The sequence below is a fragment of the Lysinibacillus sp. Y5S-8 genome, from assembly GCF_036894365.1.
In the GTDB taxonomy this organism is placed as follows: domain Bacteria; phylum Bacillota; class Bacilli; order Bacillales_A; family Planococcaceae; genus Lysinibacillus; species Lysinibacillus fusiformis_D.
In genome coordinates, this window is record NZ_CP145889.1 from 2,119,112 (window position 1) to 2,133,385 (window position 14,274).

21 protein-coding genes and 1 pseudogene are annotated in these 14,274 nt (G+C 38.9%); 9 read left to right on the top strand and 13 right to left on the bottom strand.

Annotation, left to right across the window (positions count from 1 at the left end; translation table 11 throughout):
• The first annotated feature begins 102 nt into the window (after positions 1-102).
• The 3 genes from V6670_RS10190 to V6670_RS10200 all read left to right on the top strand — a co-directional run bounded on the left by V6670_RS10190 (position 103) and on the right by V6670_RS10200 (position 2,659).
• Positions 103-552 carry a helix-turn-helix domain-containing protein gene (locus V6670_RS10190; RefSeq protein ID WP_338654006.1) on the top strand — a complete coding sequence of 150 codons (450 nt, stop codon included), beginning with the start codon at positions 103-105 and terminating at the stop codon, positions 550-552.
• Positions 553-617: 65 nt separating this feature from the next.
• Positions 618-2,191, top strand: a protein-coding gene (locus tag V6670_RS10195) for an IS3 family transposase (protein WP_141905954.1) whose coding sequence is annotated in 2 segments (ribosomal slippage) — positions 618-1,260 and positions 1,260-2,191 — 1,575 coding nt in all. Because the reading frame shifts where the segments join, the coding sequence is not laid out codon by codon here.
• A 27-nt stretch (positions 2,192-2,218) separates the two neighbouring features.
• Entirely contained in the window at positions 2,219-2,659 is a 441-nt protein-coding gene (locus tag V6670_RS10200; RefSeq protein WP_338654008.1) for a DnaD domain protein, read from the top strand.
• Here V6670_RS10200 and V6670_RS10205 read toward each other — a convergent pair.
• The 3 genes from V6670_RS10205 to V6670_RS10215 form a co-directional block, all read right to left on the bottom strand.
• Positions 2,581-2,985, bottom strand: a complete 405-nt coding sequence (locus tag V6670_RS10205; RefSeq protein WP_338654010.1) for a phosphotransferase — start codon at positions 2,983-2,985, stop codon at positions 2,581-2,583. The genes V6670_RS10200 and V6670_RS10205 overlap by 79 nt on opposite strands.
• 81 nt (positions 2,986-3,066) lie before the next feature.
• Positions 3,067-3,267: a hypothetical protein gene (locus tag V6670_RS10210; RefSeq protein ID WP_338654012.1), complete on the bottom strand. Its 201-nt coding sequence runs from the start codon at positions 3,265-3,267 to the stop codon at positions 3,067-3,069.
• A gap of 26 nt (positions 3,268-3,293) precedes the next feature.
• Positions 3,294-3,491, bottom strand: coding sequence for a hypothetical protein (locus V6670_RS10215; RefSeq protein WP_338654014.1), 198 nt, complete (start codon positions 3,489-3,491; stop codon positions 3,294-3,296).
• Between the two features lie 360 nt (positions 3,492-3,851).
• On the opposite strand from V6670_RS10215, the gene V6670_RS10220 reads away from it, so the two are divergent.
• Positions 3,852-4,628, top strand: a complete 777-nt coding sequence (locus V6670_RS10220; RefSeq protein WP_338654015.1) for an N-acetylmuramoyl-L-alanine amidase — start codon at positions 3,852-3,854, stop codon at positions 4,626-4,628.
• Positions 4,629-4,734: 106 nt separating this feature from the next.
• Complete coding sequence (locus V6670_RS10225) at positions 4,735-5,019, top strand: hypothetical protein (RefSeq protein ID WP_036122715.1); 285 nt, start codon at positions 4,735-4,737, stop codon at positions 5,017-5,019.
• A 40-nt stretch (positions 5,020-5,059) separates the two neighbouring features.
• Here the strand turns inward: V6670_RS10225 and V6670_RS10230 are convergent, their stop codons facing one another.
• The 5 genes from V6670_RS10230 to V6670_RS10250 all read right to left on the bottom strand — a co-directional run bounded on the left by V6670_RS10230 (position 5,060) and on the right by V6670_RS10250 (position 8,105).
• Positions 5,060-5,650, bottom strand: coding sequence for a copper amine oxidase N-terminal domain-containing protein (locus V6670_RS10230; RefSeq protein WP_338654016.1), 591 nt, complete (start codon positions 5,648-5,650; stop codon positions 5,060-5,062).
• Between the two features lie 372 nt (positions 5,651-6,022).
• Positions 6,023-6,175, bottom strand: a complete 153-nt coding sequence (locus V6670_RS10235) for a DUF2975 domain-containing protein (protein ID WP_338654017.1) — start codon at positions 6,173-6,175, stop codon at positions 6,023-6,025.
• Positions 6,151-6,351: a DUF2975 domain-containing protein gene (locus tag V6670_RS10240; protein ID WP_338654019.1), complete on the bottom strand. Its 201-nt coding sequence runs from the start codon at positions 6,349-6,351 to the stop codon at positions 6,151-6,153. The genes V6670_RS10235 and V6670_RS10240 overlap by 25 nt, the downstream gene beginning before the upstream one ends.
• Before the next feature lie 266 nt (positions 6,352-6,617).
• On the bottom strand, positions 6,618-7,325 hold the full coding sequence (locus tag V6670_RS10245; protein ID WP_338654021.1) for a DNA alkylation repair protein: 708 nt from the start codon (positions 7,323-7,325) through the stop codon (positions 6,618-6,620).
• 159 nt (positions 7,326-7,484) lie between these two features.
• On the bottom strand, positions 7,485-8,105 hold the full coding sequence (locus V6670_RS10250) for a hypothetical protein (RefSeq protein WP_058843202.1): 621 nt from the start codon (positions 8,103-8,105) through the stop codon (positions 7,485-7,487).
• Positions 8,106-8,565: 460 nt separating this feature from the next.
• Between V6670_RS10250 and V6670_RS10255 the strand changes: the two genes are divergently transcribed.
• From V6670_RS10255 to V6670_RS10270, 4 genes are all read left to right on the top strand, one after another.
• Entirely contained in the window at positions 8,566-8,748 is a 183-nt protein-coding gene (locus tag V6670_RS10255; protein ID WP_230593830.1) for a hypothetical protein, read from the top strand.
• Positions 8,749-8,978: 230 nt separating this feature from the next.
• On the top strand, positions 8,979-9,197 hold the full coding sequence (locus tag V6670_RS10260) for a hypothetical protein (RefSeq protein WP_080717073.1): 219 nt from the start codon (positions 8,979-8,981) through the stop codon (positions 9,195-9,197).
• Positions 9,198-9,764: 567 nt separating this feature from the next.
• Complete coding sequence (locus tag V6670_RS10265; RefSeq protein ID WP_141903248.1) at positions 9,765-10,802, top strand: low specificity L-threonine aldolase; 1,038 nt, start codon at positions 9,765-9,767, stop codon at positions 10,800-10,802.
• Between the two features lie 94 nt (positions 10,803-10,896).
• The gene (locus V6670_RS10270) at positions 10,897-11,448 is read left to right on the top strand and encodes a DUF1697 domain-containing protein (protein WP_338654026.1); all 552 of its coding nucleotides are present in this window, start codon (positions 10,897-10,899) and stop codon (positions 11,446-11,448) included.
• A gap of 543 nt (positions 11,449-11,991) precedes the next feature.
• Here the strand turns inward: V6670_RS10270 and V6670_RS10275 are convergent.
• The 5 genes and pseudogenes from V6670_RS10275 to V6670_RS10295 form a co-directional block, all read right to left on the bottom strand.
• Positions 11,992-12,063 (bottom strand): annotated as a pseudogene (locus V6670_RS10275) (hypothetical protein); the annotation flags it as partial.
• A gap of 39 nt (positions 12,064-12,102) precedes the next feature.
• Positions 12,103-12,327 carry a hypothetical protein gene (locus V6670_RS10280; protein ID WP_058843081.1) on the bottom strand — a complete coding sequence of 75 codons (225 nt, stop codon included), beginning with the start codon at positions 12,325-12,327 and terminating at the stop codon, positions 12,103-12,105.
• A gap of 97 nt (positions 12,328-12,424) precedes the next feature.
• Positions 12,425-13,297, bottom strand: a complete 873-nt coding sequence (locus V6670_RS10285; protein ID WP_141903251.1) for a DMT family transporter — start codon at positions 13,295-13,297, stop codon at positions 12,425-12,427.
• A gap of 214 nt (positions 13,298-13,511) precedes the next feature.
• Positions 13,512-13,694: a hypothetical protein gene (locus tag V6670_RS10290; RefSeq protein WP_141903252.1), complete on the bottom strand. Its 183-nt coding sequence runs from the start codon at positions 13,692-13,694 to the stop codon at positions 13,512-13,514.
• A 30-nt stretch (positions 13,695-13,724) separates the two neighbouring features.
• Positions 13,725-14,189, bottom strand: coding sequence for a DinB family protein (locus V6670_RS10295; RefSeq protein ID WP_338654029.1), 465 nt, complete (start codon positions 14,187-14,189; stop codon positions 13,725-13,727).
• Between the last annotated feature and the right edge of the window lie 85 nt (positions 14,190-14,274).

Consider the following 14,274-nt stretch of genomic DNA (forward strand, 5'->3'; position numbering starts at 1 on the left):
AATTCGGACATGCTGTTGTGGCATGTTCTTTTTTATGTCCCTTTTTCGAAAAATTCCCTTTATATAATAAGAAAGGGAATTTGACAGAAAGAGGGGATCATAATGATTTATAGAGTAGCCAAAAAGGAGAATTTCGTTGTCTTGGACAAGGGGTTTTTAAATGATGATCAATTAAGCTGGAAGGCGAAGGGGCTGCTTACTTATATGCTGTCCTTACCAGATGATTGGTTTTTCAGTCTTGCCGATTTAGCAACCCGCAGTAAATGTGGACGAGAAGCGACTGCACGAATTGTAGACGAGCTGATACAGACGGGTTATCTTCAAAAAATTCAAGAGAGAACAAAAGATGGTAAGTTCGGTAAGGTGGAGTTTCTCGTATATGAAGCTCCGGCACTTGCTGCCATGCCGTCAACGGGAAATCCGTCAACGGCAGCACCACAAACGGAAAAGCCCACACTACTAAATAATGAATTACTAAATAATAAATTACTAAAAAATATAGATGATGATAAACAATCTGCACCCTCTGTCTATCACTTTTACGAGCAATGATACGCTCCCCAATAAGTAGACAGATTAAAAAATAAAATCTGTTTGCCTATTGGGGAGGTTTTTTTATGAGAAAATACAGCTTTTCAAAAGAAGAAAAATTAGAAATTCTAAATTTCTATGAAAATAGCCATTTCACTCTTAATGAGGTGGCCGAGTTGTATAAAGTTGATTCAAGAACAATCAAAGATTGGCAAAATAATTACTTGTTTTTTGGAGAGGAAAGTCTTAATAGAAGTGAAAATCATAATACATATCCGAAAGAAATAAAGCTAGCAGCTGTTCAAGACTATATTTCAGGAAGTTATTCATTAAGAGAAACTGTTAGAAAATATAGACTTTCTGGCACATCCGTTTTGCGAAATTGGATTAAAAAGTATACTAGTCATAGTGAATTAAAAGATTCGAGTAAAGGAATGAGCCAAACTATGACTAAAGGAAGAAAAACAACAGTACAGGAGCGCATTGAAATAGTACAAGCTTGTATTGCCAACGAAAAGAATTATCAAGTAACAGCTGAACAATATGCGATTTCTTACCAACAAGTATATCAATGGGTAAAAAAATTCGAAAAATCCGGGGAATTAGGTTTACAAGATCGCCGTGGCCGTACAAAGTTAGAAGAAGAGTTAAGCACTGAAGACAAGTTTCGTTTAGAAATCCAACGTATGGAACGCGAAAATGAACGATTACGTGCAGAAAATCTCTTCTTAAAAAAGTTAGAGGAAATCGAAAGGAGGCGACGTTAAGTAAAAGTCGTATACATAACCGTTATATTGTCATTCAAGAACTAGCGGCGAAGGAAGCATTGCCAATCATTTTATTATGTGAAATTGCCGGTGTTACACGTGCTGCTTATTATAAGTGGTTGAACCGTCATCCATCAGCACGAGAAATCGAGAATGAACAGCTTCTAGAATCAATTCAGTACCTTTATGCACAAGTAGATGGGATTTATGGATATCGACGCATCACACTTACAATCAATCGCCATCGGGAAAAAGTAGATTTACCGATGGTAAATAAAAAACGTATTTATCGTTTGATGAAAATGTGTCGATTAAAATCGGTGATCCGTAGAAAACGAAAAAAATATCGTAAATCGAATCTAGATTATGTAGCAGAAAACATACTCAGTCGCGAGTTCAAAGCAGATCAACCTAATCAAAAATGGTGTACAGATGTCACGGAGCTTAAATATGGAAATGGCAAAAAGGCTTATTTAAGCGCCATTATTGATTTATACGATAATTCGATTGTAAGTTATGTATTAGGACATTCGAATAACAACAAACTTGTTTTTCAAACGATGATACCAGCTATACAAAAATTAAAAGAGGATGAGCATCCACTTATTCATAGCGATCGTGGTTATCAATATACTTCAAAATTTTTCAAACGGATGATAGATGATGCCGGGATGGTACATAGTATGTCTAGAGTGGGACGTTGTATCGATAATGGACCAATTGAGGCTTTTTGGGGTACGCTCAAATGCGAAAAATACTATTTAAATAAATATGATACATATGAAGCGCTTAAAAAAGCAATTGTAGGATACATTTCGTTTTATAATTTAGAGCGCTATCAAGAAAAATTAAACGGCTTGAGCCCCTTGGAATTCAGGGATCAAGCCGCATAAAGTATTTTTATTATTTCCACTGTCTACTTGACGGGGAGCACTTCACAACAAGGCTTTGGTGCACAAACTGCCCATATTGGTGAGAGAATCTGTCATTGGCTTACTATTTGTACGGAGGAAATGGTTATACATGCGATGAAGCTAGCCGTGGAACACAATGTATTACGCTGGCGCTATGTAGAAAAGATCTTGCAAAATTGGTACAGCAAAAAAATAAAAAGCATGGCAGATATAGCCATCGAGCAGCAGCGATTTCAGGCACGCAAGCAACAGATGGCACGGCAGCAAGTTAACAGACGTCAAGAAATCATTCCGAAGTGGTTTCATCAGCGTCATGAAGAGGAAGTACTATGTGATCAACAGCCAACAATGGATTTTGCAGCGGAACGTCAAAAAATATTAGCATTATTAGAGAGCGTAAAATCGTCCGAATACCATAAAGGCTTGGTTGATGAAAAGTCATCATGACCCTGTAATATCAAGTGAATTCTTGCTAACGCATCGTCAAAAGAACGTGGGTCATATTGGCGTGTCCAAACAATGGTAAAAAAGACCGTCATTGCCGCATATAAGGCATAAAGCTGCCAAAATGTATCGTCTGGAGTAGCCGAAAAATAGCCATTGATTTGCCCGATGCAGTAGGGGATGCTGTGACGTCTACTAAATAAGGCAAGATTATAAAAGTCATGATAAGGATCACCAAAGTCGTAGCCGTTAAAATCGATAATTCCATTATATGAGTGCTGTTGGCAAATGATGTGACCAAGGTGGAAATCATCATGAAGAAGGGTCATAGGTCGTTGTTTTAGCAGTGGCAGATGTGCCTCAATAAAGCTTCATCGTTTTGCTTCCTGTGGTATGTGATAGGAACCTTGCTAGTAGCCCTTCCAATAAGCAGAGAATTTCTTGCGCTGTGTCGCCTCCCAATTGAGCCTTGGTGGAGCACTCACTTGATGGATTTTTCTCAATTGTTGCCCAGCAGCAAGACCGAGATGGAATTGCTGGATGACATCATCCGCGGGTATTCCTTCTAAAAAACGAACAACCGTTGCGGTTAAATGGGCTTCTTGCAGCACCTTATAGTCAATCGCTTTATGCGTTTCTACACCCTGTTTTGTAGCAACATAAATTCATTTTTGCGTTTTTCACGATGCGCTACATCTGCTAATCGTACAAAATGGCGCGTTTCTCCCACAGTTACGAGATACTTAGTATCAGAAGAATAGCCTTTGTGGACTTTGGTTATTTGCGTAAAACCATCTAAGCTTGGTAATTGCTGAAATATATCTACTATACGCACATGTCATCCCCTCACTTTCAATATTTTAGAAGATACAAAATATTATAGGAAGTAATCTTTGTCAATGTCTTGGATAGTAGGAAGGGGTAAAAAATCATATATAAAAAATAGTAAAAGAGCACAATTAACTAGAAATCACTGGTATGGGAGCATTTATTAACTATAAGTGAATGTCTTTGTATCATTCACACTCAGAAAGAGAGGTGAAATGATAGCAATAGTCGTATGCAAGAAAAGAACCTGTTAAGCCTCGTAAGGAATACCTCTGATTAATTATCGTTTTCCCTGAACATCACAAATAGTAGAAATGAATAACATAGCTGTCATTCACAAAAAAATGATAGGAAAGGGTGGTGTAGTATGAGTTATGTTATTGAAAAACAGATCATGTCAGGGTTACCGAATCAAGCGCTCACGGCTGTAAAATATGTGGTGGCGCATGAATCAGGTAATAGCAGCAATACTGGTCCAAACGCATTGGAAAACGAGATTGCCTATATGAATAGAAATAAAGCGAATGCTTTTGTATCCCACTGGGTAGGCGGTGGTGGACGAATCGTACAAGTAGCCCCTGTGAATCGTGTGCAATATGGCTGTGGTCCAAAAGGAAATCCATATAGCTATGCCCAGGTGGAGCTGGCACGGACTGCTAATAAGGAACAGTTTAAAAAGGATTATGCAGCGTATATTTGGCTGTTACGTAAGCTTGCCATAGAGGCAGGAGTCCCAACTGTTTTAGATGGCAATGGTAACGGCATTAAGTCACATCGATGGATTACGGAAAATCTAGGAGGTACCACACACAAAGATCCTTTTGCCTATTTAAAAAGTATGGGGATTTCAGAAGCACAGTTCCAGCTAGATATTAAAAATGGACTTGAGGAGGGATTAACAGTGTCACAATATAATGAGCTGAAACAAGAAATTGCGACGTTAAAAAGCTTATTAGCTGAAAAAGCTAGCCTACAAGCAAGCAGAGAAGTAGGAGCATCTCATAAAGAGGCATGGGAATGGGCCGTTAACGAAGGAATTATCCGAGGCGATGGCAGTCAGAACATGAATCCGGCAGGCGCTCTCACGCGGGAACAAATGGCGACAATGCTTAAACGTTATTACGATAAATTTATAGCGAATTAACTGGGCAGGATAGGGCTTGCAGGCAAAAGCGAGCTTTATCCTTTTTCATTAAATAAAGGTTTTTTCAAAGTTTTGTCGAATGTAGTAGAAGAGAGGAGGGGTTTTGATGTTAACGAAAATAAAAAAAGTGAAATTTGAGCAAGAAAGAAAAAAACCATTGTACAAGGTGATAATGGAATGTCCAGAGGGGAAACAATTATATGTGAAGTTTGATTATACTTATAAAACGGAAAATTTCTGGCCCTTAGAAGTGAATTATAATAAAAAGAACTATGGTGCGAAACTAGCATGGTATACAAATGAAGTCGAGAATATGACAGTGGCATCATTTTTAGAAACCATTGCTGGGAAAATCAATAAGAAGTACGATTTTGACTTTAAGCAACAATAAAAAACAGCATCCTGAGGAATGCTGCTGTAAAGCCTATCCATTAATTGGTCGAGATATAAACAATCAATGCTGCCTCATCAAATGTTACATCTGCACCAAGTGCTTGACTGACAAATCTTAGAGGGACCATCGTTGTTCCTTGATAAATTTCAGCTGGATGGCTGAGGGCGATAGTGGATGTAGTACCATTTGCATCAACATAAGCCATTTTATTCCCCACACCAAGCACAATTTTTTTACTGCCCTTTGTTGCCGTTACTTTTTTCGTTGCACTTTCATAAGCAACTGTTGCTCCAAGTGATTCAAAAATGGCCTTCATCGGCACTAATGTTGTGCCATTTTTCATATAAGCGCCAGGCGTGTAATGTTGCTTTACATTATTTAAATAGACAGCTACTTTTGTCAACACTGGGGCTGTAGTTGCTTTTGGTGTCGGTGTAGATTGGCTTTGACCACCTGAGGAGGACCCTCCATTATGATAATGGTAGCCTGAACAAAGCCCTTTCGCTTTGGACTTGTCCGAGCAATTATGCCCACCATTGCCATCTAAACGCCCAGGATGTGCTTCCGCAATAGAGGCTGTAGCGAGAAATAATGTAAACATCGCCATTAATAAAACCAATTTCTTCATAAATACCCTCCTATTATTGAAATATGTAATTATTATACTGTTAAAAAGTAAATTTTGATATATTTTTATAGTAAAATAGTTGTAAAAGTTGGAGGGGACTAGAGCAATAGGCATGTGGCGTATAAAATGAAGCCCTTTTACGAAGAATTTTCGAAACAGCGGAAGTAGTAGCTACGTGTATAGGCGATAAATTGGCACTAACAACTTTTAATTGTTAGTGCCAATTTATTTTGCTTCAGCGGTTGTTGAAACTCAATAAAACCATGTCTTATGGCAAACCAATATCCTGTGCCCTTGACGGATGGCACTGATTTTCGAGCAACTCGAAAAAATGTAGATGCAGCGTAAGCGATTATGTCGAGTCGTATTAGATTAGACCGTTAATCCATTTTCGTATTGTAGCTCAACGGTTATTTGTAATAGTTGATGCACAATAGCCGCAAACATCGCAATGATGCTTGAGGTAAAGATGCAAATGAGTGCCAGCATCATAATGCCAGTTATGTCTTCCTTGTCAGTAAACATGATGATAGATGCTGCAATGCCAGTGCAAGAAAGAGAACAATCGTGAATGCACAATATTTGATAGTTCTCAAAGCCTTTACAGACGATGCCGAGAACGCTTTATGCTGGTCGATGTTGATTAAGAGACGATAAGCTTGATATAACGCAATGTAGTAGGGAACACATAGAGCAGACACATAGATTAAAAAAGATAGGACAAATAGGCAGATTCGGGATGTGCTACTGCGTCTCAACTAGCCATGTCAGGTAACCAAAATAGCCCTAAAGCTAAAGCAGAAATACCTAGCAGAATAGTGACAATTTTTAAGAAAATGGTTGCCCTTTGTTTCTGTTTCATTCAAAGCACCTCACTGGTTACGGTACCTTGATTTTAAAATTCATTGTTTTTTATCTAAAAAAGACATCCATCCTTGTGGGAGGGATGTCTTATTAGACACGATGTTTAACATCTTACATATTTTCGTTTAAAACCAAGTCTGCCTCGCTCTACTTCCTTTTGAATCGTTTCATAAGCATTTAGCGTAGTGTTTTTTTTGTTGTCTCTTTTCATTTCCACTGGACCAATTGCCTGTGCCGTTTCAATGGCTTGCTCATGAAGTGGTACATAGGAAATGGCCACTGTGTATAGAAAATTATTCATCGCAGATTTCGTGCGTGCTGGTGCATCATGAATTGTATTTTTTACCACTTCCAGCATGTCGGCTAATTTGCTCATAGAAAATTCGCTATCCTTGCGATTTCCTAAAAGCCAGCAATAGCAGCTCCAGCCCGCTGACATTCTTAGCTCCTCACCGCTGGCAATCCATGCATCCGCCACCTCCTGTGCAATAGGTGCTTCCGCTAACGTAACCGCTACAACATAATCAGACAGCATATAAAAATAAGCCGCATCCATCCAACGACCAAAATCTTCCACAGTCATTGCTTTGGGATCAGCAATAACGCCTGCAAAATACATCGCATCATAGTTACCTGTAGCATAAAGTTCTTCTGCTAGAGCTTGATTGATTTTGATTTTCTTCGCAATAGGCTTCATGGCTCCCGTTGCCACACCAAACAGTGGCTCCTGTGCACCATTTGACAGATACATTTTTTTCGTCCGTTCCTTGCCTAGAGCCTCCAGCTCCTGCATCACCATTTCTGCATTCATCGAGTAGCACTTCCTTTACCTTTAATAGACACAAGCCCATTATCCTATAACAAACGCTCATTTGTCATGGAGGATACAGATAAAATCGCGTAATAATAATGATTTTATGTTAGATGACTGCCTTTTGGGAAGATTTAGCTTGGTTGAAGCTTGCTTAGGCTAGAGCCTATTCCATATAAACATAAATTGAGCTGCATCGGATTCCAGCGCAATTCGATGATCGTCCGTCGATTGATCTTCAGTCAGCAGGCGACCTTTTTGCACGTTTAAAATGGCATGTTTAATAGTGTCAGGGTGTTCTATTTCGTAGTGAGAGTTTTTCAGGAGGGTTAAGGCAGATTGGCATTTATATTTATCAATGCGCTCATTTTTACCTTTGAAATACAGCTTAATCAAGTAGGGGATATCGTCGATGATTAAACCAAGTTCAGGATTGGAACGCACCGTTAATGCATCACTATACCAATTAGCTTTACCTGGTGCAAACCATTGAACATTTTTATTTTTTAAAAATTTTAAATAAGCTTTTACGACATCCTGATAATTTTTTTGCCGTGCAGGGAGGGCATTATCGATCATATCGAGTAAATAATCGTCAGGCAAACCCTGTTCATGGTATTTTTTTAAACCATCACGTAATGCCTTCCAATAATCTTTAATTGGATGATAATCTCCCTGATATTTAATATCTTTCACAAACTTCGTCTTGGCTGTACTTCCCTTCATCGTGAAGTCTGTAAATTGGGTTAAGCCAATGGATGGCTTTGTGATAATCGTCATTATTCCATCGCCCTTCTTTCCTTATCAATGACATGTTATAGATTATATTGGAAAGGGGGACTGTATATGATTTTCTGGCGTGTTAAAAGTTATCAATGAAAAGAATTCTACTAGGCATCGCTTTCTCGTACAATTGAAATCTTTACAATGAAAAAACAACATTCTATAAAAGAAATGTACCGCCAAGAACACCTTCTATTGATGCTCATTGAAGAACATGAAAGGAATATTCAATTTGAGCAAACCGCATGGATTCTAATTGTGCACATCATTTCGTTTCTGACAAGGACTTTGACTATACCAAGCAGCATAGCCTTGCGACCTACCATAAATTATATGAGCAACTGTATGACCATCTTTTGAACCAGCAGACAGTGAAATTAGTTTAGCTAGAAATAATCATTTCATACTGTACTGGGAATAGATCAAATCAAATAGGGCAATGTAAGACTACTTGGAGGTGATCATTTTGTCGAAGGGCAAGCAATATAAACGTCAGTCAGAGTTGGCAGAATTAGCGACAGATTTAAGTCCAGATGATTTAGATGTGCGTGAAGAAAATGCTTTAACACAAGAGCAAAAGAAAAATTCGAACGAAGGTACTCGCTCGAAAAAATCTGCAACACGTAAATCGCAATCATAATACTGACACCACAATCATCGTGATTGTGGTGTTATTTTATCCTTCATTTCATGGCCATTAGACCAATGCCAAAGAGAATCGATACCATCATTACATAAAATACATAAGACCGATACCTTTCTACAAAACACATTAGCAATAAAAAAAATCCAGAAACAATCCATAGTATACTGTAAACAATAACAATAAATGGTATAATATATAAAATGGTTGAGAGGAGTTGATATAAAATGACTTTATTTATTTTGTTTATTGGGATCATCGTTGTCGTCGGTATAGTCAGTATGCTCAATCAACCGTACAATAAATCGAGCGAACAATCACACCATAGTCACCCAACAAACGATTTTCTAACAAATGATGCACAGATTTCCTCACAGGAAAGCCATCATTGTGCTGATTATAGCGCATCCACTAGTGATTCATCATGTGGCTCATCAGGGGAATGAAGGAATGGTTTAGGTAATTTACTATATTTCCTCGTAATTCCGCTCAAAGACAAAATCACAAGAAAACGCAGCCAAAAGCGTGTTATAAAATAACCGAATTGTCAGGAACCGTCTCAAAATCGGAGCATAAGCATCTACCATGAAAAAGTTGGAAACCGGTAGTAGACTGGTCTCCAGCTTTATTCATATGTAAGGTTATCTTAATTGTCTTGTTTCTGCATCAATCATCTAGTTAGCCAAATTGACACTCGGAGCGATAGTATTAAAGGAGTACTTGATGTTTACACAGGACGCGGTATGAATGATAGAGGAGCCAGTAAATAATCAATATTCGGAGCATTTGTTTCTACAATCTCTATTAATTGTGCAGAATCATCGGTGAATGCTGATGAATATAGCTATTAATGGCGCTGTGTCTCGACTGATAAAATGACGATTCATTTGGGTCGAACAAAGGGACACCACAATGAGAAGCATCACCCTATCATAAGAACAAACAAATGGCGAAGATGGGGCAACATGGCGTAAGATAGAGTAATAGATAGAGAGAATTTGGAGGGACTTAATATGATACGATTCGAAAATGATTATGCAGAAGGTGCACATCCACAGATTTTGCAACGATTAGTGGCGACAAATGAAGAGCAAACACCTGGCTATGGTATGGATGAGCATTCGGAAACAGCAAGAGCTTATATTAAAAAAGCAATTGCAGCAGAACAAGCAGATATTCACTTTTTAGTCGGTGGTACGCAAACGAATACAATTGTTATCTCGTCTATTTTGCGTCCTCATCAGGGGGTTATTGCCGCGCATACGGGACATATTGCGGTGCATGAAACAGGTGCGATTGAAGCCACTGGTCATAAAGTGCTGACATTGCCGAGCGAGGATGGCAAAATAACGGCAGCACAGGTGAAAGCATGCTATGATGCTCATTGGCAGGATAGCACGCATGAGCATATGGTGCAGCCGGGCTTAGTGTACATATCTCATCCTACAGAAAATGGCACGACGTATAGCAAGGCGGAATTAACGGCTTTAAGTGAGGTTTGTCGAGAATGTGGCTTACCGCTATTTTTAGATGGGGCGCGATTAGGATACGGGCTTGTAGCGCAAGATAGCGATTTATCCTTAGCAGAGATTGCGAAGCTTTGTGATGTTTTTTATATTGGTGGCACGAAAATGGGCGCATTATTTGGCGAAGCGGTCGTAATAGTGAATCCTGCGTACCAAAGGGATTTTCGCTACATGATGAAGCAAAGAGGAGGGCTGCTTGCTAAGGGACGTTTATTAGGCATTCAGTTTGAAACCCTATTTGAAGAAGACCTTTATATGGCTATTTCTCATCATGCTGTAGACATGGCGATGCTAATTCGACAGGCGTTTATCGACAAAGGCTTTGCATTGCGCTATGATTCGAAAACCAATCAGCAGTTTCCGATTTTACCAAACGACATGCTGACGGCATTGGCTGAGAAATATTCCTTCTCTACTTGGGAAACCTTTGATGACAACCATACCGTTGTGCGCTTTTGCACAAGCTGGGCGACAAAAAAGGAACAAGTGGATCGCTTGATAGAGGACATTCACCAATTAGCCTAATCATTGAACTGCACCTGGAATAAAAGGGTGCAGTTTTTTCCTATTATTCCCTAGAGGTTGCTATACTAGAGGATGAAAGGAAAGGTGGAATGGCATGACGAAATATATAGCATTTTTAAGAGGCATTAATGTAGGTGGACACAATAAATTGAAAATGGCTGAATTAAGAGAAGCGCTTATACCGCTGGGATTACAAAACATTCGGACATATATTCAAAGCGGCAATATCTTGTTTGAATCAAGTGAGTCTGAGGTATACCTACAACAGCAAATACAAGCAACCATTCAAACAGTTTTCAATATCACAAGTATCGTGATAATCAGAACAGCCGAAGAACTGCAATCAATCGTCAATAATTGTCCGTTTTCAGAGCAAGATATGGCTGAGGCAAGTACCGCAGCTACAGGGGAAAGTCGCCATGTCGCCATGCTACCAGTTGCACCCACTGAAGTGAATGCTGGGAAGTTATTAGCCTACGAAAGTGAAAAAGAGCGTTGTCTCATCAAGGGCAGAGACGTTTATCTGTTATTTTACGAGAGCATCCGTAATGCCAAGCTGGGTCAACAGCTACACAAGCTGGAGATACCTGCAACGGTGCGCAATTGGAAAACGATGAACAAGCTTGTGACAATGATTGACCAGTAAGACGGATAATAGAGGTGTGAGATTGAGACGAGACCAAATAAATTATTTTATCTATCCTTGTACCTATTTCATTGTTAGAACAATCAATCAATGGAGAAAACAAGAATCGATTATATGGGGAGAAAATGTCATGATGATGATCGGCCTAATGTTCTTCATCTATCTGTTGATTCTCATGTGGAATTGGTCAAATAAGCCCTATCAATGGGGGAAGAAGGATAAAGAAACATAAAACAAGAGAGCCCTTTCATTTTCTTTTAAATGATTGCTCTCTTTTTTCAGCTCGTCAACATATAAAAAAACCTGCAGCGAAGTTAATCGCTACAGTTCAGAATTGGTTGATACCCTTTGAGTATTCTCATGTATTATAGCATAATTCTTTATTTCCTGTATAGAAATGTTTAAGTCTAAATCAATTTATGCAAATACTGCTTCATCATTACTTGAACGTTTTATCAGAATAGGATTCGATGTGCAGTAATCTCCTCCAAGCAATGCGACCAAAGGTGTTATGGTTTGCTGAAGCGATTCAACCGTCAGCTAATCTAGTAATTTTTGTGTAGCAGCAGCTTCACCTGTCCAAGAATGTAAAAAATGGTCCATTGTCTGAAACATAAAAATCCTCCCCCAAATAGCATAGGATGTTTTATTTTGCTATGTGCCCAAAATAAAAGCAATATAAAGTACCGCATAAAGAGGCAAGGCAATCGAAAGCATGATATACATGGTCCATTCACCAATTGTTAGTGTTCTTTGCCATTTCGTTAATTTTAGCTGTCGACGATATACCATACTGGCAATTAATATGACTAACAAAGCGAGTTCTTTTAAGTTATCGAAAAAGGTAATCACAGTATCAGCTCCTTTAGGCTTTTGCAATATATGAGCCTGCAATTGTCAACATGACTAGCTAAGGTAGCGTCTAGATGTCAACATAAAAAGTGCGTCTCTATATAAAATAGAAACGCACGTCCATTTATTCATCTCGAATCACGATAAAAACACCACTCAATATGAACAGGGAGCCTAGCCAAAAGGACAGTCCTATCGTCTCTCCTAATAAGAGCCAGCCTAAAAATGTGCCAACAATGGGCTGGAAGAAGAAAAATAAGCCGCCACTTGACGCATTCATTAATTGAAGCCCTTTATTCCACAATAAAAAGCCACCCGCTGTAGAAACAATGCCTAAGTAAAGCAAGCCGCCTGAAATCGTTGGCTGCAAAATAGTTGTTAGCGCCAAATCCTTTAATCTTGGCAGGATAAAAGGTGTCAACAAAATCACAGCTACCATAGATGAATAGGTTGTCACAACAATTTGTGAGTAGTGGCTAGGCACTTTTTTTACTAATGCCGACATGAATGCCCACGTTAAAGCAGCGACTAGTAAGTAGAATCCACCTAATTGCTGTGTAATATCGATTTGGCCGTTGCCCACAATGATCCCAACGCCAATGGTCGCGAGGACGATCGACAAGCATTTTTTAATCGTAATGTTTTCCTGCAAAATGAAACGAGCGAAGACAACCATAAAAGCAGGGGTTGTAGCAGTAATCATCGCCCCCATTTGAGCAGTGGAGAGCATTGTCCCCATTTCTTGCGTGACAATCGAAATCGTATTCCCGATGAGACCAACAAGAAAAATAATCAACCAATCTTTTTTAGCGATTGTCCAAGATTGCTTCATCACGATGCCGATAATACCGAGTGCTATCACCGCAATCAAATAACGAATCCAAACAAGCTCCAATGGTGGCACAACCTCCACCACTACTTTAACTACTACATACATGGCACCCCAAATACTCGCAGCAAGCGATAAAAAGATGGCGCCGATACCTTTATTTCTCATGTTTTTTTCCTCCGTTTTCATAGATACCTATGCCCTTAACGGAGAAAAAGAGCTTCTACCGTTAAGGAAGAAGGATTGCTGGTACGTCCTGTTCAAATAATGGAGCAAACATCATATTTATTACACCATCCTCTTGTCATTTTTTATAAGTATAAGGAAATCCTAATTACTTTCATAGTGGCGATTATGATTGTTTAAAAAAGTAATGCAAAATTCAAGCCATTCTAGACAACTTTACAACACTACAAACAAAGCCAATCATTCCACCAATCAAGAACATATAGGCAACTAGTAGGGACATCGCTGCTAAGTTATTTGTAAAGATTCTGTAGGCTCCTAATGTCAGTAATGCCAAACCACTAACCGAGCTAAGTATTACTCTATTCTTATCAGTCAAAAAATCACCTCCATTGTCTTTACTTGCTTCCTATTTTTCCATTTTACGAATATAAGCTAATTGTCCAATATGGTAGGCATTATGAGTGGCGGCATTCGATATGATGGCCCACCATTCAGCCTGCACTGGATAGCCATTGGCAATTGACAGTAGCTGCTCCTCCTCAAGAAGCTCTTGCCAGTGGAGTAATATGTTTAACAACTTTTCTTTTAATGAAAAGAAAGTGTCCCCATCTCTAACTAGAAAAGTATCCGCATTATCATTGATGGGTACACAGGCATGAACTTGATTTTCCTTATACCGACATTGCCATGTTTCATTCCAATAAATAAGATGTTGGACAATTTCAGCAATGCTATGACTAGTAGCATCTGGCTTCCAAAATGCCTCCTTTTCAGATAGTCCATCCACTGCTTCAGAGGATGAGAGATACCAGCTACAATCATTGGCATTCGCTAGTAATTGATCTAACAAGATGGTCTTAGCCTCCTTCATCTCCTTTATATTCCCTTTTATTGAATAGTATAGCATGTTGGTCATATGCTTATGGATTGTTTTCAGAAAAGTAGAACAGCAATCT

Bases quoted from the DNA above. Each gene is read 5' to 3' on its own strand.
- V6670_RS10190 (WP_338654006.1), top strand. From the start codon at position 103: ATGATTTATAGAGTAGCCAAAAAGGAGAATTTCGTTGTCTTGGACAAG.
- V6670_RS10205 (WP_338654010.1), bottom strand. From the start codon at position 2,985: ATGACCCTTCTTCATGATGATTTCCACCTTGGTCACATCATTTGCCAA.
- V6670_RS10220 (WP_338654015.1), top strand. From the start codon at position 3,852: ATGAGTTATGTTATTGAAAAACAGATCATGTCAGGGTTACCGAATCAA.
- V6670_RS10225 (WP_036122715.1), top strand. From the start codon at position 4,735: ATGTTAACGAAAATAAAAAAAGTGAAATTTGAGCAAGAAAGAAAAAAA.
- V6670_RS10230 (WP_338654016.1), bottom strand. From the start codon at position 5,650: ATGAAGAAATTGGTTTTATTAATGGCGATGTTTACATTATTTCTCGCT.
- V6670_RS10235 (WP_338654017.1), bottom strand. From the start codon at position 6,175: ATGTTTACTGACAAGGAAGACATAACTGGCATTATGATGCTGGCACTC.
- V6670_RS10245 (WP_338654021.1), bottom strand. From the start codon at position 7,325: ATGAATGCAGAAATGGTGATGCAGGAGCTGGAGGCTCTAGGCAAGGAA.
- V6670_RS10250 (WP_058843202.1), bottom strand. From the start codon at position 8,105: ATGACGATTATCACAAAGCCATCCATTGGCTTAACCCAATTTACAGAC.
- V6670_RS10260 (WP_080717073.1), top strand. From the start codon at position 8,979: ATGACTTTATTTATTTTGTTTATTGGGATCATCGTTGTCGTCGGTATA.
- V6670_RS10265 (WP_141903248.1), top strand. From the start codon at position 9,765: ATGATACGATTCGAAAATGATTATGCAGAAGGTGCACATCCACAGATT.
- V6670_RS10270 (WP_338654026.1), top strand. From the start codon at position 10,897: ATGACGAAATATATAGCATTTTTAAGAGGCATTAATGTAGGTGGACAC.
- V6670_RS10285 (WP_141903251.1), bottom strand. From the start codon at position 13,297: ATGAGAAATAAAGGTATCGGCGCCATCTTTTTATCGCTTGCTGCGAGT.
- V6670_RS10295 (WP_338654029.1), bottom strand. From the start codon at position 14,189: ATGAAGGAGGCTAAGACCATCTTGTTAGATCAATTACTAGCGAATGCC.